Source organism: Rhodococcus sp. ACPA1 (assembly GCF_002300195.1).
GTDB lineage: Bacteria > Actinomycetota > Actinomycetes > Mycobacteriales > Mycobacteriaceae > Rhodococcus_F > Rhodococcus_F opacus.
Map to the genome: position 1 here is coordinate 632,000 of NZ_NSDX01000006.1, position 19,329 is coordinate 651,328.

Sequence of the window (19,329 nt, forward strand, 5' to 3'; positions counted from 1 at the left end):
ATCGAGAACCAGGTTTCAGTGAAGCCCCTCGGCGGAGCTCCTGACAAGGGCTGACGAGGTCCAACCCATCGACGTGGAGACAAATGGTGCCCGGCGACACGACTGTCCGTAGGTCATGTCTGCGCTTTTTCCCACAGTGCTTCCTCGGTGGCGGCGTCCGTCTCGCCTCGGATGACTTGCTCTTCCGCGGTACCTGGACGCAGGTGTCGGGCTGTGCTGATTCGTACGGTGATCAGCGCGGCGAGGGAGAATGCCATGACGGCTGCCGCGAACGTGACGATGGCCGCGCCGAAGGGGAGGAATTGGATCAGGTAGCCCGTTCCCACGGGGAGCAGAGCCGCAGGAATGTAGCCGGCAATGTTCAATGTCGCGTTTGCTTCGGCGCGATGGTTCGACGGGACCCGGGTGCCGATCAGTGTCAGTGCCGCAAGTTGGCCGAGGCCCTGCGCGGCGCCGGCAAGAAGTGCCGCGAGGACGAACAACGCCGGTGTCGGGGAGAGGGTGACGCTCGCCGTCAGCGTCGCCATCGAGACGAACGCGGCAGTGGAACTCAGGGCGAGATGGGTTCTGGTTCGTAGATGCGCCAGGGCGAACTGGATTCCGGTTGCTACCAGAAACATGCCGCATGCCGCTGCGCCCGCGAGTAGCGGGCTGGGGGCGTTGATGCCGGTGGCGAGGACTGTGGGCCCGAGGGAGAGGAAGAAGGAGGTCGAGGTAATGCCCGGGGCGAATGCTGCTGCTCCCCAGACGAGTTCACGGCGATTGGGGCGAGGAACGGAAGGCCATGACCAGAGAGGTCCGACCGGACCGTCCTCTGCGAATGCGCGGTGGAGTGGCAACCGTATCGCGACGACCAGCGTCAGTGTCGTTATCGTGAGCACGATCCCGAATATCCAGGACTGTGGTGTGTCGATGAGCTGGGAGAGCGCCCCGGACAGGAGGGGGCCGAGTCCGGCACCGAATACCATTGCAGCGGAGGCGATCATGGATCCGGTCCGGCGCCGGTGGTCGGGGGCGAGATCGATCGTCGCCGACATGCCCGCGGTGACGGCCGCGCCGACCGCGGCGCCGGCCAGCAGCCTGGCCGCCAGCAACCACACTACGTTCGTGGCCGACAGGAAGAGCCCCGCCGCGGTGACCGCGGCGATCAGGCCTGGGACGAGCACAATCTTCCGCCCGTATCGATCGGCGAGTTTCCCTGCGACGAGAAGGGTCCCGATCAGCCCGACCATGTAGGCCCCGAACACGATCGTCAAGGTTCCGGAACTGAACTCCCATTCCGCTTGCCAGCGCGTGTACAGCGGGGTGGGCGCGTTGGACAGCACGAAGACGGCTGTCACCGTGCTTGCGGCGGCCAGGGACCACCTCAGTTCCTTCGGACCGGCCGAACTCTTTGCCATCGCCGTCTCCTCTTCCGCACCCGGTTCGATACCGGACGTACTAGTACGAGATTATTCGTACAGAGATGGTACGACAAAATTCGTACTGCCGCTATGCTGGATCTATGACCGACCTTGCGCCGACCTATCGCATGAACGACAGCGAAGAGCCTTCCCTGCCGACGCCGCTACCCGAACCGGCGGCATCAGAGATCCGTCTGGAGCGGGTCATGGGCGTCCTCGCCGACCCGCTGAGACTCACAATCGTCAATCGGCTGTTGACCAGCTCTGAGGAATACGACCACACCTGCGGGTGGTTCGGCTTCGAACGGCCGAAGTCGAGCCTCACCCATCACTTCAAAGCGCTCAGGGAGGCGGGTGTCATCCGACAGCGGCAGCACGGGCTCGAGCGACGCAGCCGAGTCCGCATCGAAGACCTCGATGAGCGTTTTCCCGGCCTCGTGGAACTCATTGTGGACTGGCGGCCGGCCGATGGCGAAGCAGTATGAGTCATTCGGAGCGCACTCGGCTCCTGATCTGCTCACCGATTTCCTCGGTGGAGCAGGATTCCTGTCCGCGGGATGCGATGTGGTCCTGAACTGCCTGGTCGATGGCGTTCGCTTCACGTGACAGTCCGAGGTGATGCAACATCAACGCGACCGAGAGGATTGCGGCTGTGGGATCGGCGACTCCTCGACCTGCGATATCCGGGGCGCTCCCGTGTACCGGTTCGAACATGCCGGGGTTCCTCCGTGAGCCGTCGATGTTCGCGCTTGCCGCCAGTCCGACACCCCCGCCGAGGGCGGACGTGAGATCGGTGATGAGGTCGCCGAAGAGGTTGTCGGTGGCGATGACGTCGAATCGGGCGGGGTTTGTGACGAGATGCAGCATGGCCGCATCGACGAGCATGTGATCGACCTCGACGTCCGGATACAGCGCTGCCAGGTCGTTGGCAGCGCGGGTCCACAAGGAGCCTGCGAAGGCGAGAACGTTCGGTTTGTGCACGATCGTCAACCTCTGCCGCCTGACCGTGGCGCGCTCGAACGCCTCCCGGAGAAGTCGATCGACGCCGAAGCGTGTGTTGACACTGACTTCCGTAGCGACTTCATGGGGCGTTCCGACGCGGAGTGCGCCCCCGTTGCCGGTGTACGGGCCTTCGGTTCCCTCCCGGACTACCAACAGGTCGACATTCACATCTCCGGCAAGCACTCGAGGCGCGCCGGGCATCGTCTTCGTAGGACGTAGGTTGATGTGATGATCTAGCGCGAAGCGCATTTCGAGCAGGATGCCACGTTCCAGCGTGCCGGGGGGGACGGTGGGGTCGCCGATTGCGCCGAGCAGGATCGCATCGTGATGCCGGATCTCGTCGAGTGTTTCCGGGGCGAGGAGGCGACCTGTTGCCCGGAAGTTTCGGGCGCCCAGGTCGAAGTAGCTGGTGTCGATGGTGGGGGCAACCTCGTGCAAGGTGCTGACCGCCTGGGCGATGACTTCGGGGCCGATTCCGTCCCCGGGAATGACTGCAATTTTCATCAGATCTCCGAACTGTGAACGTGGGACTGTTTCCGCGCGTGACGAGTCGCCCAGCCGAGTGCAGGGGTGCAGCGGGCGGAAGGGGCGTCGGTCCACAGAAGCTATCGCGCTCAGCCAAATGCTGGAATAGCGGTGCCACATAGTGAGATTCACGTCAACCGACGAACCCTATGGAGCAGGCGCGTCTCCGAGCGATGCAGTTCGGCGCCGGGCGGGGTGTGTCGAGCTCGGGCATCGGAGGTTCACGTCAGCGTATTGACAAATTGTGAGCCAGTCCACATACTCGAAACTGACACGGCGTACCGCTGGACGGCACAGTTCCGCTAGGGACGCCCCCGCGGTCGCCATGTCTCGCGAACCCCACGCCGCCCGCGTGTGATCGCAGGTCGAATAGCGACTTACTGGAAAGGGAAAGGCCATGCCATTTGTGGACACGGAGAGGTTCACGGAGGCGCTCAACTTGGATCCCGAATTCAAGATTGCGGCGCGCTTCTGGAACGCCATCGTCCGGTTGGAGATCGGCGATGAAACCTACGTGCTGGTGATTCGTGACGGTCGACTCGACTCCATGGCACCGCCCGAGGGCAACAACCTCATGACGGTTGCGCGGAACTACGACATCGAGATCTCGGCGCCGATCGAAGAATGGAGCAAGTTCTTCCAGCGGGTGCCTCGCCCGTTCTATCAGGACCTCTTCTCGGCGGTCACCCGGCACAACTTCCGCTATGGGGGAGACATGAAGATGTTCTTCGCCTACTACGCCGCGCTCAGGCGACTGTTCGATTTCATGCGTTCGTACACCAACGTTGCCGAGGAGGCGAAATGACCACGACGAAGTTCGACAAGGCGGTCGGGCGGTACGTCCATCTCACGATCGACGACGTCGAGTACCGGGTCTACTACGAGGAGAGCGGGTCCGGAATCCCGCTACTTCTCCAGCACACCGCCGGCTGTGACGGCCGCCAGTATCGTCATCTGCTCGAGGACGAGGAGATCACGTCGCACTTCCGCGTGATCACGTGGGATCTGCCGTATCACGGGCGGTCGCTGCCGCCGCTCTCCGTGCGATGGTGGGAGCAGGAGTACAACCTGACCCAGGACTTCTTCATGAAGTTCGTCGTTGCCCTGGCCGAGGCTCTCGACTGCGAGGACGCGGTGTACATGGGTAGTTCGATGGGCGGCAACCTCGCCCCCGATCTGGCCCTGCACTACCCCGGCGTGTTCCGTGCCGTGATCGCGCTCGAGGCGGCGTTGCATTCGCCCGGCTTCTACCTCGACTACTGGTTCCACCCCGAGATCAGCAACGACTCCAAGCCGGCGGCGATGTACGCGCTCACCTCGCCGACGGCGCCCGAGGTCGGCCGCAGGGAAACGACCTGGGTCTACAGCCAGGGGTCCCCGCCGGTCTTCAAGGGTGATCTCCACTACTACAGCGTCGAGCACGATCTTCGGGAAACGGCACAGAACATCGATACGTCGAAGACCGCCGTGTACATCCTCAACGGCGAATACGACTTCGCGACGGGACCGGAGGAGGCCGAGGAACTCGGCGCGCGGATCGAGGGTGCGAAGGTCGTTCCGATGGTGGGACTCGGACACTTCCCGATGAGCGAGGACGCAGCCCAGTTCTTCCGGTGCATCAAGCCGGTGCTGTGGGAAATCCGTGACTCGGCCGTGCCGTCGAAGGTGCTTTCGGCTACCCAGTAACCACTGACCGGTTGCGCGGCCGGCAGTGCTCGTGGTGGTCACGAGGCACGGGGCCGGCGCAACCTCGCGGGCCGCCGACGAGCGAGTTCCTCCAACCTCGCCGTCGGCGGCACCGCGCCACCCGTCAGGTCGCGACCCGACTCGATGGGTATGAAAGATCGAAGCCGGGATGGAAGTAGAAGTTGAGGTGGGCGTGAGCGAAGTCGAATGGGACGAGGTGCACGACGGTGGGTTCATCGGGCTGATCGGTCCACTGCTGCTGCGTCGCGGCGAAGGCGGTGCACGGGAATACGGACTGCGGTGTGAACCCAAACATCGAAACCTTCGAGGAGTCGTGCAAGGGGGCCTGATCATGGCCTTCGCCGACCGAGCCCTCGGTTCGACCGCCCTCGCGGAAACCGCCACGCAGAATATGGCGACCGTGCAGCTGAATGTCAGTTTCCTCGGTATCGTCCGGGTCGGTGACCTCTTGACGAGCTCACCCCGTATCGTGCGGCGCACGGCATCGATCGTCTTCGCGGACTCCGACCTGCGGGTGAACGACTCGGTGGTGGCAACAGCGACGGGCGTCTTCAAGATCCTCGCGGACAGTTCGACGCCTGTCGGCGTCGGCGGGGCCGCAGAGAGTCGCCTTCGGTGAGTCCGTAGCGGACATCAAGACTGGACATTTCGACATACTGTGCCGATAATCGGCACAGTACGAAATGTTGCACCGCGCGGAGCGGCGGTCGAGGGAGAGGAACAGTAGGTGCAGGGCATCGAACGAGGTTTGCGCGTACTCGAAGCTGTTGCGGAGAGCCAGCCGGTCGGAGTAGGCGAACTGTCACGCACCCTTCAGTTGCCGAAATCGACCGTGCAGCGGACTCTTCAGGCACTCGCATCCGCCGGCTGGATCCGCAGCGATGAGAGCGAGTACACGCGATGGAAGCTCACCTCACGGGCACTCGCCGTGGGCCGGCGCGGCTGGGACAAGGGAGACTTGCGAACGGTCGCGCTCGAACCGATGCGTGAGCTGCGGGATCTGACGAACGAGACCATCACACTCCAGGTCCGTGACGGTGCGGAACGGGTGGTTCAGATCGAACGCATGGATTCCCATCAGGCGGTTCGCACCTTCATCAAGGTCGGCAGCACATGGCAGCTACCTCACACGTCGGGGGGAATGGCGATCATGGCGCGCCTCCCGGACGACGAGGTCGACAGAATTCTCTCCAGCCCCATCCAGCAACTCACTCCGCAGACCGACACCGATCCCGAATCGATCCGAAAGAAGATCGAGGAAATCCGCCGCGTCGGATATGCGGTGAACGTCAATCAGAACCGGATGGGAGTGTGTGCCGTCGGGGCAGCTGTGCTGGGGGAGGGGGGATGCCCGGTAGGTGGCATCGGGATCTCGATGCCGGAGACCCGTTTCGACGAGCATCGTGTGCCCTGGTGGGGAAAGCAGGTCTCCGACACTGCAGCGAACGTGAGTTCACTGCTCTGATCCGTCGAGCGCTTTGTCACCGGATTCCGCACCTTGCTTGCGTTTGTGGCTCTGCACGGCGACCACAACGACAACTGATGCCCGGTAGCCGATCGAGCCAGCCGCGGATTGTTGGGTCGACTGTCGGCTCGCCAACATCGTGCGCACCGATGGCCAGTGCACCGCTGGCCTCCCGTGAACATCGAGCCTGATCAACGTCGAGCCACGCAGTGTTCTTCCCGCAGCCCCGACGGAGGACCGAGTTCGCCGGCTCACGAAGGGGCAGCCGCGAAAGCTTCCCGTCGAAGCCGGTCGGTAGTGAAATCGGAGCGGGGGTTCGTCGTCCCCAGGACGTCTTCCGGATCGGACAGCCGCGTCGTTACCACAATCGGTGGAAGCGACGCCTGGGCAACCGGTGCGCGGGAACGCGGTGACTCGAAAAGGTACAGTCACGTGGCTGCATCAATCACGCGCCGTGTCGTCTGTGCCGGCGTGATCGCCGGATTCTCCGCTCTCGCCCTGATCGCGAACCCGGCAATCGGTTCGGCCACTGTCACGTGCTCGTCGACGGTGACCAACAGCGCAACCACCATCACGGTTGCGCTCCATGATATCGCGGCCACCGAGGCGCTCAATCACTGTGAGGCGCAGACCTTCCCCTTCGATACGCCGGTGTACGACAAGACCACTTCGGTCGACGAGATCAAGTACGCCGATATCTCCCTATCGTGGTTCCGAAGTACCCGATATCTTATCGGCTACCGTATGTTTCAGCGTTTTGTTGACACGGTGGAAGATGTCGAGTGCCGTGTCTAGCATCCTTCTGCTATCGGTGAACCACGGATCTTGAAGGTTCAGATCGATGATCAGCTCGTCGACACCCACTTCCGACGCGGCGACGACGTCCTCGACAATTTGGTCGATCGTGCCGACGAAAGGTGTGCGTTCGGCCCCTGCGAGCTCGGAGGTGAGAGTTATATTTGCACAAACGATGTGCTCGAGGTGTTCGGCGGAGCGACCTAGTTCGACGGCTCGCTCGCGGATCTTGTTCCAGGTGGATTCGATCTCCTGGAATCCTTTTGAGCCGAAGGGAATGGACAGCCATCCATCGGCTCGAGAAGCGATTCGTTCGATGGTCCGGGGGGTACCTCCGCCCCCGATGAGAACAGGCACTCGTGACGCCGGCTTCGGGCCGACGATAGCGTTGCTGACGATCGTGCGTCGTCCTTGGTAGCTCACTGGATCCGGTCCCCATGCTGCCGCGAGGACGTCGAGCGTCTCGTCGAGGTAGCGCCCTCGAAGAATGGGATCCGCTCCTGCGGCGCGCATTTCGTCCTTCGACCATCCGGCACCGAAGCCCGCGACGAATCGGCCTTCACTGATCTGATCGATTGTTGCTATTGTTTTCGCCAGTTGGAAAGGAATATGTTGCGCGGCGATGAGCACGCTCGTCCCAAGACGCACGTGACTGGTTACCATCGCGGCAGCGGCAAGTACGCTGAGTGGATCTGCGGTTTGCCGATAATAGGATGGCCAATCGCCGCCGGGCGGATCCGAGTATGGATAGGGTTCCTCGGGCGTCAGGGGATAGAGGCTTCGCTCATAGACCCAGAGGCTGTCAAATCCGTTATTCTCCGCAGTCTGAGCCACCTCGGTGACGTCTAGACGAAGGTTCACCTTGTCGCGTTGTGGTATCCGAAGTCCAAGTTTCAAATTCTTGTTCCTTACGATTCGTCAGCCCAGCGCTTGCGTTCGGCCTTGTTTCGACTGCATCTTGTGTGGTGTGCGCGACAAGTAGTCACGACCGCCGGTGGGCCTTCTGCGCTCGTGCCCTCGTGAACCGAATAGGGCACGAGTGTGCGCTCGAAATCAACTTCTCTGGAACGCCGTACAAGTCCCCTCCACCTGCTGCCAGTCAGGGCACGCTTCGCCAGAACTTGATGTTGTCGCAGGCGGCAGAGCTGAGCCGAAGAATCAGATGCCGGGCTATGGGCTGATCGAGGGTCGGTCCTCCGCATCAGCGGTGAGCGCGCGACTGATGCGGTCTGCAACCTCGGGCGCGAAACCTAGGTATTGGGTTGGATCAAGAGCTTTCATTATCTGATCTTGCGACAGGTGGGAGGCTACTCGTTCATCCGCCGTCGCAACCTCGGAGAAGTTCAGGTTTCGAAGGTCGGCGGATCGAGTCAACTCAACAAGAAGGTGATGGGCATGATCACGTCCAATGGATGAATCAAGAATCATCATCAGAGATTCGGCATTGACCTGGCCCCCGGTGATTCCGACATTTCTTCGCATACGCTCGACATTTACTTGCAAACCTTCCAGCAGATGGTTCAGATCCGCTGCCATCGCGCCAGATCCAACCATCAACTCAGGGACAGTCAGCCACTCGACAGCCCATGCCCCCATGTCTCGTTCGTGCTGGTGAGCGCCATTTCGGAGTAGCCCAGCGGATAGGCTTTGCGCAATTCGCGCTTTGGCTACGATGCCTTCGGAAAGGTGCGGATTTCGCTTTTGCGGCATCGTCGATGATCCGATGTGACCAGGCTGGAGAGGCTCGACCAGTTCCCCAAATTCTGTGGATTGCAGGCGAATCACCTCTGCCGCGATCCTCTCGGATACACCAGCGAGGAGGGCCATCAAGGAACCTAGTTCGGCTATGCGGTCTCGAGTCGCGTGCCAGGGTGCCACCGGTTCCGTAAGGCCGAGCCGCGATGCCACACCCGCTTTTACTTCGAAGGCACGGTCACCGTACCCCGCCATGCTTCCGGCGGCACCGAAGATCTGAACTGTGAGAATTCGATCACGCGATTCTGCTATGCGTGTTTGCAACCGCTGCAGCTCATCTACCCAGGTAGCGGCCTTCAGACCGAATGAGATCGGAACGGCGTGTTGTCCATGCGTTCGACCAACTTGAGTAGTGTTGCGATGCTTCAGAGCGAGCGACGCGGCCGCCTTCGTGGCTGCAGCTACATCGCGCTCAATACCCTGCAGTGATTGACGCAGTTGAAGGGCTTGACCGGAATCCATGATGTCTTGAGAAGTTGCACCATAGTGCACGAACTGTCCAAACTCTGTGCCAACCAACTTCTCCAGCGCATTAACCATCGGAACGATTGGATGCTGTGTTGCGCTGACGTGTTGGCGCAGCTTATTGATATCGAAAAGATCGCTCTGGCAGTGCGCTGAAATACGCTGCGCAGCTTCGGCCGGGATGATTCCGAGTTCAGCCTGAGTTTGTGCTAGAGCACGCTCTACATCCAGCCACCCCTGCAGTCGCTGCGGTCCGTCGAAGATCGCACGTTGTTCGGCGTTGCCGAAAAAGTCACGTAGCAGGTCATCGTCAAGTCCCACGCCCATGGTTCCGCCTTCTTGTCGGTGTGTGCGCAGGAGATCCGCGCCGCAGCTCAATTTGTTGGCATGCCGTTCCGCTGGTCGGCACGCCGCGTGTTGATAGTCCAACACCGAGTCTGCGTTGTCAATTCCCGTTTTCAGTAAGTCAGAGATAGCGTCGGTGGTCGGGCCATAATGGCCGATCTGATGTTGTCCACGGTTGACCTATCTGGCTGCTGCTCCCACGGTGCCCCAGGTCTATGCCGAGCATTGAACCAGCGAACTCACTCGGCCGTCTCCCGCTCCGCCTCGGCCCGTCCGGTCCATACCCATTCCCGGCGGATGGGCTCGGTCTTGTAGAGCCCCTATGGCCGATTTCATCATGGCATTATCGAGGGTGTCGGCGACGCTGCCGATCGAGCCCGTGATCCCGGATTCGACCAACGCCTCGGTCGACGCGAGCGACGTGTACTGACTGCCCGCGTCCGCGTGATGCACCAAACCTGTTAAAGTGAAACGGAAATCAGTCCTCCGTCGCGTGAACAGCGCTTGTTCGAGGACGCCGCTGAGCAACGGCGTGGCCTCGTAGTCATCACCCGCCAACCTAGAATTCGGCGGGAGAAGACATCGACGCAGAACGCGGAATAGGCGAACCCGACCATCGACACGTAGGTGTAGTTGGCGACCGTTGTCTCGAAACGCTATTCGAGCCATTATCTGAAGGAAACTTGATGACTGTGATGACGCACAACCATCGCACGGCGCCCCTCGGTGACCGAGCCAGCTCGATGGGTCAGGCGCTGGCCGCCTTCAACGCCTCGGTCTTCACCGGACCCGGTGAGATCCCCCGCAAATATCGAGAACTCATGGCCGTGGCGGTCGCACTGACCACGCAGTGCGAAGGATGCATCAAGGTGCACACCAATGATGCCGTCGCCTGCGGTGCAAGCGATGAAGAGTTGGCGGAGGCGACCTATATCGCTGCCAGCCTCAGAGCCGGAGGTGCTGTCGTGTACGGGCTCAAGTCCCTCGCGTCCGCCGAGCGTATCCGCGAGAGCTAACTACCCCTAGGCCGAGTGCCATCAGCGCCCAGCGGCTGCATCGTCCTGCTGCTGGTTCAGAAAGGGAGACGATGACCGACTCGAGAATTGGCTCGGCGTCAATCGGCATCAGCGCCGACGGACCCATTGGATGGATCACTCTGACGGATCCTGATCGACGTAATCCACTGTCGGTGAACATGATGCGAGGGATTCGGGACGCTCTCGGTGCGTTGGGAGGCGATAACTCGATCCGAGTGATCGTGCTCCAGGCGAACGGGGCGGCATTTTCCGCCGGCCACGACCTCAATGAACTCGTTGGGTGCTCTCTCGATGACGGACGCGCGGTCTTCGCTGCTTGCATCGAGATGATGCAGGCGATACATCGCGTTCCTCAACCGGTCATCGCCTCGGTGCAGGGTGTGGCACTCGCCGCGGGTTGTCAACTTGTCGCTGCCTGTGACCTGGCGGTGGCGTCCTCGACGGCTCGATTCGGCACTCCGGGGGTCAAGATCGGCTTGTTCTGCTCGACACCGATGGTCGCCCTTTCCCGTGCGATTGGCAGAAAGCGGGTCCTACGGATGCTCCTTACCGGTGAGATGATCGATGCGGTCACGGCAGAGACCTGGGGGCTGATCAACCTTGTCGCCGAACCCCAAACCCTGACCGAGGTAACGCGATCGTTGGCGGAAACGGTCGCGGGGGCGAGCGCACTGACCCTGGCTACCGGGAAAGAAGCCTTCTACCGACAAATCGAATTGTCCGAGGACGAAGCGTACCGACAGATGCAAGAGACGATGGCAGTAAATGCCACCGCTTACGATGCGCAAGAGGGGATTACCGCCTTTCTCGCCAAACGTCCCCCTGTCTGGCAACACCGCTGACTGCCCGTCTCGGCACGACCCTTCAACACCCGAGCGAAGTGTGGTTCGCCTGCGGGTAGGTTCGTCATTCGGAGGATGCCGGCATCCGTCCGCTCGATTTGGTGGCGACAAGCGGGCGGCAATGCGGAGTGGATCGGAGTGGGCAACCCAGGACAACACCCGATCGCGCCATACCTGCGGAAATCACGGTCGGCTCGCGGGGTGTGCCCCACGATTCCGGACGGGACGGCCGTGGCGAGGTTCCCGAGTGCGCTTCTATTGCGCACAGCGCGGACGAGCCGGCGACCGACTTGCTGCAGCGGTGAGATTCTTCATGATTCGTGATGCGGTCGACATGATCGGGGATCGTTTCGGCGTCACCCGGTTTACGATCGACAACCACTCAACGAATTGTCCGACAAGTCGCCGAGCTGACAGCCGGCTCCACGACAGTTGGTCACTGTTTCGACCTCGTGAGAATGTCCTCATTGGTCAATTCCCGGTTCGTCGCACTGCCGCAGGGAGGTGGCACCGCACCGGTCGACGATCGGGCGGTGTTCACTGCGAGCGTGTTCGTAGTCACCGGGCTTCGAGGTACGTCAGTCGTGATCGGGAGGATGGACAGGGCTACGGGTTCCTGGGTCGCGGTCCGTTGCTTCTACGAGCCAGCGGATCGCTACTACTTTTGGGAAATGCCTTCCACAATGCTTTAGCGATGGAGAACGCCCCGTGTTGAGCTGTGCGCTGTACCGGGGCGTTGTCGCGGTGTGACGCGCCCGCCTACGCGTCCGGGCGAACAATGAGATCGCCGTATTCCGGTCGATCGTCAAGGAACTTCGAACATACGGGCAGACCGGTCGCACCTTTCATCGGTAGTCGCGGGCGAGGTCGAGCGCCTGTCGCACGAATAGGGCAGCGAATGAACGGTTTTCGACCTCTTCCACGACTTCGTGTGGGAGTAGGACATCACGACGTCCTCGGGCTGGGCCCGATATTGCCTTGGATCCTGAGCGGTTCAGTGAGGTGTCGCAGATCGAAATACCCCAGAATGCCGACCGGCTCTCCTCGAACCCGGAGTTCGAAGCGATGCCGATCGGCATTGTGGACGACTCGGGCCTCCTCGGGTTTGGTGCATTTCGCACTCCCGTCGACGCCCCAGCTACTGCACCGCTCAGGGGTGCTGCCATCTGTCCCGTTGATTGTCTCGTCGGCGTACTCAGTCATGGAGAGACGTGATCCGCGGACCTCATAACCGTGCGGTAATCGTCTTGAGCTGGCAGTAGTGCTTGAGCGCCTCGAAGCCCTTCTCCCGGCCGAAACCGCTCAACTTGTAGCCACCGAACGGTGTTTCGACACCACCGGCGAAATACTGGTTGATGAAGACCTGCCCCGCCTCGATGGCGCCGGCCACGCGATGAGCCCGGCCGTGGTCTCGGGTCCAGACCCCCGCGACGAGTCCGTAGTCGCTGTCGTTGGCGATCTCGACCGCCTCCTGATCGGAATCGAATCGGAGCACCGTCAGCACCGGGCCGAAGATCTCCTCGCGCGCCACGCGCATCGTGTTGACGACGTCGACGAAAATGGTCGGCTCGATGAACAACCCGCGGCCCAGCCGCCCGGTGTCGGCGACGTGTCCACCGGTCGCGACACGTGCACCCTCGCTGGGGCCGAGGTCGAGATACGAGCGGACCTTGTCGAACTGCCCTCGCGTGGCCAGGGATCCGATGTCCGGGTCCTCGATGCCCGGCGCGATGACCGTGGTCTTCGCGTGCTGGACGAGCCGATCGACCAACTCGTCGTGCACCGAAGAATGCACCAGCAACCGGCTGCCGGCAGAACATACCTGCCCCGCCTTGGTGGTAAACGCGGTCCAGGCGCCTGCCGCGGCGGCGTCGAGATCGGCGTCGTCGAAGACGATGTTGGGGGACTTGCCGCCCAACTCTAGAGTCAGCGGAATCAGCCGTTGGGCGGCCGCCCGCATGATCGCCCGGCCGGTCTCCACCGAGCCGGTGAAGACGATCTTGCGGACCTTGTCGTGGCCGGTCAGCGCAGCTCCCGCATCGGCACCGAATCCGGGGACGACGTTGAGAATCCCCGCGGGCAGTCCCGCTTCGACGGCGAGACGGCTCATCTCCAGTGCCGACAGTGGCGTGTCCTCGGCGGGTTTGAGGACCACCACGTTGCCCATCGCCAATGCGGGCGCGATGGCCCGCGCGGCCTGGTTGATCGGCGCATTCCAGGGTGTGACGACACCGATCACGCCGAACGGTTCGTTGCGGGTGTACGAGAGGTAGTCGGGTCCCAGCGGAATCGTCTCGCCGTGTACCTTGTCTGCCGCCCCGCCGTAGTACTCGAAGTATCGTGCGGCAGTCTCGATGTCCACGTTCGACTGCGACAACGTCTGACCGGTGTCGAGTGTTTCGATTCGGGCCAGTTCGTCTGAATGTTCACGCAGTGTGCGGGCGACCTCGAGGAGAATGCGACCGCGAGTGGCGGCCGGGGTGTCACGCCACGAGCGGAAGGCGCTCTGCGCTACGGCAACTGCTGCCTCGATATCCTCCGCTCCGCCGAGCGCGACTTCGGCGATGACGTCGCCTGTGGCGGGATCACGAGTGGAAAAGTACTGCCCACTCTTACTGGGCTCGTCATGTCCGCCGACGAACGTTTCGTAACGCTCTCGCATTGTGCTTCCTATTCCGAGTGGTGCACCCGGGTGACCGGCCGCACCGGGTTTGTGCCGATATATGGCACAGTGTTTCTGTTGACAGCTTGGTTCGTTCCCGCGATCTCTGTCAAGGGCCGGGTGTCCTCCCACCATCGGGGGAACACCCGGCCCGGATCCAAGATCGGAGGGACGAAATCCTCGATCCGCGGATCGCGCAGCCGACCCGCAGATCCCATCCGGCTTCGGTGAGAACGGCTGTGGGTGTTGCAGACGGGAACGCTCCCCAACCGGAGGCGACTACGCGTGTGGCAGCGGTCGGGCGGGTTGTTCGCCGCCGCGCGCGTCGCCGTAGCTTCGCTTGGGTACGAGAACTTTGCGTCGGAAGATGCAGACGATCTGCCCGTCCTGCTTGTAGCCACGGGTTTCGACGTACACGACGCCTCGGTCGTCCTTGGACTTCGAGGGCGTGACTTCCAGGACCTCGGTTTCGCCATAGATCGTGTCACCGTGGAACGTCGGCTTGACGTGCCGCAACGATTCGATTTCGAGGTTGGCGATCGCTTTGCCGGACACATCCTGTACGGACATTCCGAGCAGAAGCGAGTAGACGTAGTTGCCCACGACCACGTTGCGGCCGAATTCTGTTGTCGCCTCCGCGAAGTGGGAGTTGATGTGCAGTGGGTGGTGGTTCATCGTCAGCAGGCAGAACAGGTGATCGTCGTATTCGGTGACGGTCTTGCCTGGCCAATGCCTGTAGATTGCTCCGACTTCGAAATCCTCGAAGTACCGACCGAACTGCATGTTCTGCTCTTTCTCCGTGGTCGTCACTGTTCACACACCGCTCTCTACGGTCTCGATCTCCGGCTTCCACACATCGAGTCGTTCCATGCCGGCCGCGCGCCCCTGGCCGGCGATGACCAACGCCATCTTGCGGGACGCCTCGTCGATCATTTCGTCGCCGAGCATCACGGCGCCCTTGCGGCCGCCCTGGTCGGAGGTGAACCACTCGTACGCGGCGAGGATGTTCTCGGCGTGGTCGTAGTCGGCTTGGGCTGGACTGAAGGTGTCGTTGGCGGCGTCGATCTGGGCCGGATGCAGCACCCATTTCCCGTCGTAGCCGAGCGCGGCGGCTTGTCCGGCAACCCGGCGGAAGCCCTCGACGTTGCGGACCTGCACATACGGTCCGTCGATTGCCTGCAGCCCGTTCGCTCGGGCGGCCATCAGGATCCGCATCAGCGGGTAGTGGAATGCGTCGCCGACACCGTAGCCCGGCGGCTGCTCACCGATCACGAGCGACTTCATGTTGATACTCGCCATGAAGTCGCCGGGGCCGAAGATGATCGTTTCGGTACGCGGCGACGCGGCTGCGATCTCGTCGACGTTGATCAATCCGGCGGCGTCCTCGATCTGCGCCTCGATTCCGATCCGGCCTACCTCGAAACCCATGGTCTTCTCGATCTGGGTCAGGGTGAAGTCGAGCCAGGCGATCTGGGCAGCCGACTGCACCTTCGGAAGCATGATGCAGTCGAGATTCTGACCGGCACCTTCGACGACCTCGACCACGTCACGATAGGTCCAGTGGGTGGTGAGATCGTTGACCCGCACCACGCGAATCTTCGATCCCCACCCGCCTTCGTTGAGTGCCGCGACGATGGTCTTGCGCGCACCAGGTTTCGCGAGTGGAGCACACGCGTCCTCGAGGTCCAGGAAGACCTGGTCGGAATCGAGACCCTTCGCCTTCTCGATCATCTTCGGGTTCGAACCGGGAACCGCGAGGCAGGAACGCCGCGGTCGTTGTGTTCTGGACATGATCTCCCTATCTTGTTTCTTCGAGCTGGAAGGCAGCTGTGGTGTTGTCGAACTGGGCCAGCACTTCGTCGGTATGTTCGCCGAGTAGCGGTGCTCGCCGGAGGTGGGTCGGGGGCGCATCCGCGAACTTGATCGGGGTGTTGGCGATCGTCAGCGGGTGGGACACACCGGGATGATCGACCTCGACCAGCATGTTGCGGGCACGCACGTGGGGATCCGCATAGATGTCCTCGACGGTATTGACCGGTGCCACCGGGACCTTGCCGCCGAGTGTTTCCACGATCTGGTCCTTGGTCCGGGTGGTTGTCCACGCGGTCACCGCAGACATGGTGAAGTCACGATTGTCCAGTCGGCTGACGTTGTCCCTTGTGCGTTCGTCCGTCGCCAACTCGGGGCGCCCGATTACCGCGCAGAGTTGCTGCCAATGTTTGTTGCCCGGCGCGGCGATACTGACCCACCCGTCTGCCGCGGGCACGACATCGAAGGGACAGAGCAGGGGATGGCTGTTTCCCTGCCGGGTCGGTACGTCGCCGTTGTAGGAGTGCTGGTAGACGGCGCGTTCGCACATGGCCAGCATGGCGTCGTACATCGACACGTCGACGAAGCCGCCGACTCCGTCGCGGCGAGCACGGTGCACGGCCGACAGCAGGCCGATCACCGCGAAGAGCGCAGGCACGGTGTCACCGAGACCGGGACCGGTCTTGATCGGGGGGCGGTCGGGCTCGCCGGTGATCTCCATCAAGCCGCTGACGGCCTGGACGGTGATGTCGTACGCCGGCCAGTCCCGCATCGGGCTGCTGCCGGTGCGTTCGTCACCGAATCCGCGGATCGCCGCATAAACCAGGTGGGGATTCTTCTCCTGGAGTCGCTCGTAGGACAGCCCCAGCCGGTCCATGACCCCGTGGCGGAAGTTCTCCACGACGACATCGGCGTGCGCGACCAGTTCGAGCAGCGAGGCGCGCCCCTCCTCGGTGGTGAGGTCGAGAACGACACTGCGCTTGTTGCGATTGACGCTCTGGAAATACCCACCGAATGCGCGTAGTTCGTCATCCGGTGCGAACGGTCCCTGCTCTCGGATGAAGTCACCATGCGGGGGTTCGACCTTGATCACGTCGGCGCCCAGATCTCCGAGGACCATGGTGGCGAAGGGACCCGCGAGCATGGTCGTCAGGTCGATCACCACGACATCGTTCAGTGGCCCGGCGGCCGGCGATCTCATCGTGTCTGCCTTCCGAGGATCGAATCCGAGATGATCTTCAGCTGGATTTCCGACGTGCCCTCGAAGATTTTGGTGAGCTTGGCATCCCGCCAGTACCGTTCGACGGCGAAATCGGTGGTGTATCCGGCACCGCCGTGAATCTGCAGGGCCTCACTGGTTACTCGTTCGGCCATCTCGGTGGCGAGGTACTTGACCATCGACGCCTCCACGGTGTTGCGCCGGCCGGCGTCGACCTCGGTGCACACCCGGTACATCAGCGATCGGGCCGCCTCCACCTCGGTGGCCATGTGCGCGATCTTGAACCGAATCGCCTGGTTCTCGCCGATCGGACGGCCGAACTGGACGCGTTGCCGCGCATAGGCAACGGAGTCCTCGAGCGCTCCGCGTGCCACGCCGATGGCGCGGGCGGCGGTATGAATCCGGGCGGTCTCGAGATCGCCCATGGCGACCTTGAAGCCCTCGCCTTCGGGGCCGACCATGGAGTCACCAGCGGCGTAGGCGTTGTCGAAGGACAACTCCCAGGTCTTCCATCCGTGATATCCGATCTTGCGTACCGGTGTGCCCGTCACTCCCGGGGGCAGCTCACCGCGAGGCTTCGGCATGATGAAACAGCTGATACCGCGCGATCGGTGGTCGCGGTCAATGGGTGACGTACGGGCGAATACCTGAAGGTAGTCGGCTCCGTCGGCGAACGTGCACCACATCTTCTGGCCGCTGATCCGCCACCCGTCGGCTTCCCTGCGGGCCCGAGTCGACAGCGCTGCCACATCGGATCCCGCATCGGGCTCGGACAAGGCAAAGGCGCTGAGGAAGTCGCCCGTAGCCATCCGTGGCAGGTACTTGCTGCGCTGTTCCTCGGTGAATCCCGCGGTGAATTGTTGTCCGCGAGCGATCAGGCTCGACACGCTCATCCACGCGCGGGAAAGTTCCTCGACGATCAGGGCGTACTCGAAGACCCCGAGGCCCAGCCCGCCGTATTCCTCGGGAATCAGAACACCGAAGAAGCCTAGGTCGGCCATCTTCTGGCGCAGTTCCATCGGAATTTCGCCCTTGACCGGATCGAGTTCGTTCGCCACGGGCAGCACTTCCTTGGCGGCGAACTCCCGCGCCATCGCCTGGATCGCGAGGCGCTCGTCGGTGAGATATCCGGCTCCTGACGACCCGACGTCGTCAACTACAGCAGTCATGAGGCTTCAACCCTTCATCCGTGCCTCTATGCGGCACAGTGTTCCGATATCGATCAGGATGCCGTACGGAAGCCGTATTGGTCAACCCTCCCTCCGGCGAGTGGACGGCGGGAGCTTCGTCAGTGCTGGTACGGGCTGTATACGCGTCGAGGTCGGAACGGGGTGTGCGTTCCCTGTTGTCGGACGGGATACCGGGTGGGAGCAGGTTCGGTGGGTGCCCCGCGACTCCGGTGGTGTGCCGATATCTGGCATATCGTGCTAATTCGACCTACTATGATTCGCGGACGATCCCGATGGATCGGCATGTGAAGACAGCGCGTCGCGGCAATGAATGATGCCGAAGGGCGACAGGAACGGAGCGGTGTGGGCTCATGGGTGGCCGTGACAACGAACGAGCGCCGGCACATCGGCGGTTGTCCCACGCGCTGCGCGAGCAAATCGCCGCGGGCCACTTCGACGGTGGCCGCCAGCTTCCCACCGAACTCGAACTTGCCGAGACGTATGTAGTGAGTCGGCAGACGGTGCGGCGAGCATTCTACGATCTGGTGGCGGATGGCCTGGTGTATCGCGTTCCGGGGAGGGGCACGTTCGTCTCCGAACTGGGGAGTAGGCGTCTTCGGCGGCTCGGAGCGATTGAAGAACTGACCAATCTCCCCGCTGGCACCACCACGGAAATTGTCGCGCCTCTGCGACGGAGGGCCGATATCGAAGCCGCAAGCCGTTTACGCCTCGACGATGACTTCGTCTCCACGATCGCGTATGTACGCCGCTACGCGGGGATCGTGTTCGCGATGACGACCGTCCATCTGCCGGATCCTCATGCGCAGCACCTATGTGGCGGCGCGGGGACGGAGCCGGGCGCGATCGGAGCGCACACGATCATCGGTCTCCTGGAACCCCACCTGTCGACTCCCGTTGTCGAACTCGTGCAGTCGATCACCGTGGCGCCGGCGTCCGAGGAGACCGCCGATCACCTCGACTGCCCCGCCGGACATCCACTGTTGCGCGCCGATCGCGTGTATCTCGATTCGGATAGTCGGGCAGTCGAGCTGGCGATCAGTTTCTACTTACCCGAGCACTTCACCTACCGAAACACCATAGGCAGAAGTTGACGGGTCCTTCTCGGGCC

At 62.3% G+C, this 19,329-nt stretch carries 18 protein-coding genes and 1 pseudogene; 9 read left to right on the forward strand and 10 right to left on the reverse strand.

What is annotated here, in order from left to right; translation table 11 throughout:
• Positions 1-113 precede the first annotated feature (113 nt).
• Positions 114-1,400 carry an MFS transporter gene (locus CJ177_RS32320; RefSeq protein WP_061042781.1) on the reverse strand — a complete coding sequence of 429 codons (1,287 nt, stop codon included), beginning with the start codon at positions 1,398-1,400 and terminating at the stop codon, positions 114-116.
• 104 nt (positions 1,401-1,504) lie between these two features.
• On the opposite strand from CJ177_RS32320, the gene CJ177_RS32325 reads away from it, so the two are divergent.
• Complete coding sequence (locus CJ177_RS32325; RefSeq protein ID WP_095869485.1) at positions 1,505-1,888, forward strand: helix-turn-helix transcriptional regulator; 384 nt, start codon at positions 1,505-1,507, stop codon at positions 1,886-1,888.
• Position 1,889: 1 nt separating this feature from the next.
• On the opposite strand, the gene CJ177_RS32330 is transcribed toward CJ177_RS32325, so the two are convergent.
• On the reverse strand, positions 1,890-2,912 hold the full coding sequence (locus CJ177_RS32330; protein ID WP_179443334.1) for a 3-isopropylmalate dehydrogenase: 1,023 nt from the start codon (positions 2,910-2,912) through the stop codon (positions 1,890-1,892).
• Between the two features lie 415 nt (positions 2,913-3,327).
• Between CJ177_RS32330 and CJ177_RS32335 the strand changes: the two genes are divergently transcribed.
• From CJ177_RS32335 to CJ177_RS46930, 5 genes are all read left to right on the forward strand, one after another.
• The gene (locus tag CJ177_RS32335) at positions 3,328-3,735 is read left to right on the forward strand and encodes a hypothetical protein (protein ID WP_037202755.1); all 408 of its coding nucleotides are present in this window, start codon (positions 3,328-3,330) and stop codon (positions 3,733-3,735) included.
• Complete coding sequence (locus tag CJ177_RS32340) at positions 3,732-4,616, forward strand: alpha/beta fold hydrolase (protein ID WP_095869487.1); 885 nt, start codon at positions 3,732-3,734, stop codon at positions 4,614-4,616. Before CJ177_RS32335 ends, CJ177_RS32340 begins: the two co-directional genes overlap by 4 nt.
• Before the next feature lie 193 nt (positions 4,617-4,809).
• Positions 4,810-5,256, forward strand: a complete 447-nt coding sequence (locus CJ177_RS32345) for a PaaI family thioesterase (RefSeq protein ID WP_257014773.1) — start codon at positions 4,810-4,812, stop codon at positions 5,254-5,256.
• 108 nt (positions 5,257-5,364) lie between these two features.
• Complete coding sequence (locus tag CJ177_RS32350) at positions 5,365-6,102, forward strand: IclR family transcriptional regulator (RefSeq protein ID WP_005242115.1); 738 nt, start codon at positions 5,365-5,367, stop codon at positions 6,100-6,102.
• Positions 6,103-6,534: 432 nt separating this feature from the next.
• Positions 6,535-6,897 carry a hypothetical protein gene (locus CJ177_RS46930; protein ID WP_005242114.1) on the forward strand — a complete coding sequence of 121 codons (363 nt, stop codon included), beginning with the start codon at positions 6,535-6,537 and terminating at the stop codon, positions 6,895-6,897.
• Here the strand turns inward: CJ177_RS46930 and CJ177_RS32355 are convergent.
• The 3 genes and pseudogenes from CJ177_RS32355 to CJ177_RS32365 form a co-directional block, all read right to left on the reverse strand.
• Positions 6,805-7,794, reverse strand: coding sequence for an LLM class F420-dependent oxidoreductase (locus CJ177_RS32355; RefSeq protein WP_005242113.1), 990 nt, complete (start codon positions 7,792-7,794; stop codon positions 6,805-6,807). The two genes, CJ177_RS46930 and CJ177_RS32355, sit on opposite strands and share 93 nt — an antisense overlap.
• A gap of 273 nt (positions 7,795-8,067) precedes the next feature.
• The gene (locus CJ177_RS32360) at positions 8,068-9,444 is read right to left on the reverse strand and encodes an adenylosuccinate lyase family protein (RefSeq protein ID WP_257014774.1); all 1,377 of its coding nucleotides are present in this window, start codon (positions 9,442-9,444) and stop codon (positions 8,068-8,070) included.
• A gap of 263 nt (positions 9,445-9,707) precedes the next feature.
• Positions 9,708-10,103 (reverse strand): annotated as a pseudogene (locus tag CJ177_RS32365) (DDE-type integrase/transposase/recombinase); the annotation flags it as partial.
• Between the two features lie 45 nt (positions 10,104-10,148).
• Here CJ177_RS32365 and CJ177_RS32370 point away from each other — a divergent pair.
• Both CJ177_RS32370 and CJ177_RS32375 read left to right on the forward strand, forming a co-directional pair.
• Positions 10,149-10,478 carry a carboxymuconolactone decarboxylase family protein gene (locus tag CJ177_RS32370; RefSeq protein WP_095869490.1) on the forward strand — a complete coding sequence of 110 codons (330 nt, stop codon included), beginning with the start codon at positions 10,149-10,151 and terminating at the stop codon, positions 10,476-10,478.
• Between the two features lie 71 nt (positions 10,479-10,549).
• Entirely contained in the window at positions 10,550-11,341 is a 792-nt protein-coding gene (locus CJ177_RS32375) for an enoyl-CoA hydratase (RefSeq protein WP_061698372.1), read from the forward strand.
• Between the two features lie 1,225 nt (positions 11,342-12,566).
• Here CJ177_RS32375 and CJ177_RS32385 read toward each other — a convergent pair.
• From CJ177_RS32385 to CJ177_RS32405, 5 genes are all read right to left on the reverse strand, one after another.
• Positions 12,567-14,003, reverse strand: a complete 1,437-nt coding sequence (locus CJ177_RS32385; protein ID WP_061698370.1) for an aldehyde dehydrogenase family protein — start codon at positions 14,001-14,003, stop codon at positions 12,567-12,569.
• Between the two features lie 279 nt (positions 14,004-14,282).
• Entirely contained in the window at positions 14,283-14,786 is a 504-nt protein-coding gene (locus CJ177_RS32390; protein ID WP_025432664.1) for a MaoC family dehydratase, read from the reverse strand.
• Between the two features lie 30 nt (positions 14,787-14,816).
• Positions 14,817-15,794 carry a CoA ester lyase gene (locus tag CJ177_RS32395; RefSeq protein ID WP_005242097.1) on the reverse strand — a complete coding sequence of 326 codons (978 nt, stop codon included), beginning with the start codon at positions 15,792-15,794 and terminating at the stop codon, positions 14,817-14,819.
• A 7-nt stretch (positions 15,795-15,801) separates the two neighbouring features.
• Positions 15,802-17,013, reverse strand: a complete 1,212-nt coding sequence (locus tag CJ177_RS32400; protein WP_095869491.1) for a CaiB/BaiF CoA-transferase family protein — start codon at positions 17,011-17,013, stop codon at positions 15,802-15,804.
• Positions 17,010-18,200, reverse strand: a complete 1,191-nt coding sequence (locus CJ177_RS32405) for an acyl-CoA dehydrogenase family protein (RefSeq protein WP_005242094.1) — start codon at positions 18,198-18,200, stop codon at positions 17,010-17,012. Before CJ177_RS32405 ends, CJ177_RS32400 begins: the two co-directional genes overlap by 4 nt.
• A gap of 371 nt (positions 18,201-18,571) precedes the next feature.
• Here CJ177_RS32405 and CJ177_RS32410 point away from each other — a divergent pair, with 371 nt between their 5' ends.
• On the forward strand, positions 18,572-19,312 hold the full coding sequence (locus tag CJ177_RS32410) for a GntR family transcriptional regulator (RefSeq protein WP_005242092.1): 741 nt from the start codon (positions 18,572-18,574) through the stop codon (positions 19,310-19,312).
• The last annotated feature ends 17 nt before the right edge of the window (positions 19,313-19,329 follow it).

Bases quoted from the DNA above. Each gene is read 5' to 3' on its own strand.
- CJ177_RS32385 (WP_061698370.1), bottom strand. From the start codon at position 14,003: ATGCGAGAGCGTTACGAAACGTTCGTCGGCGGACATGACGAGCCCAGT.
- CJ177_RS32395 (WP_005242097.1), bottom strand. From the start codon at position 15,794: ATGTCCAGAACACAACGACCGCGGCGTTCCTGCCTCGCGGTTCCCGGT.
- CJ177_RS32405 (WP_005242094.1), bottom strand. From the start codon at position 18,200: ATGACTGCTGTAGTTGACGACGTCGGGTCGTCAGGAGCCGGATATCTC.
- CJ177_RS32325 (WP_095869485.1), top strand. From the start codon at position 1,505: ATGACCGACCTTGCGCCGACCTATCGCATGAACGACAGCGAAGAGCCT.
- CJ177_RS32390 (WP_025432664.1), bottom strand. From the start codon at position 14,786: ATGCAGTTCGGTCGGTACTTCGAGGATTTCGAAGTCGGAGCAATCTAC.
- CJ177_RS32320 (WP_061042781.1), bottom strand. From the start codon at position 1,400: ATGGCAAAGAGTTCGGCCGGTCCGAAGGAACTGAGGTGGTCCCTGGCC.
- CJ177_RS32375 (WP_061698372.1), top strand. From the start codon at position 10,550: ATGACCGACTCGAGAATTGGCTCGGCGTCAATCGGCATCAGCGCCGAC.
- CJ177_RS32370 (WP_095869490.1), top strand. From the start codon at position 10,149: ATGACTGTGATGACGCACAACCATCGCACGGCGCCCCTCGGTGACCGA.
- CJ177_RS32340 (WP_095869487.1), top strand. From the start codon at position 3,732: ATGACCACGACGAAGTTCGACAAGGCGGTCGGGCGGTACGTCCATCTC.
- CJ177_RS32335 (WP_037202755.1), top strand. From the start codon at position 3,328: ATGCCATTTGTGGACACGGAGAGGTTCACGGAGGCGCTCAACTTGGAT.
- CJ177_RS32400 (WP_095869491.1), bottom strand. From the start codon at position 17,013: ATGAGATCGCCGGCCGCCGGGCCACTGAACGATGTCGTGGTGATCGAC.
- CJ177_RS32410 (WP_005242092.1), top strand. From the start codon at position 18,572: ATGGGTGGCCGTGACAACGAACGAGCGCCGGCACATCGGCGGTTGTCC.
- CJ177_RS32360 (WP_257014774.1), bottom strand. From the start codon at position 9,444: ATGGGCGTGGGACTTGACGATGACCTGCTACGTGACTTTTTCGGCAAC.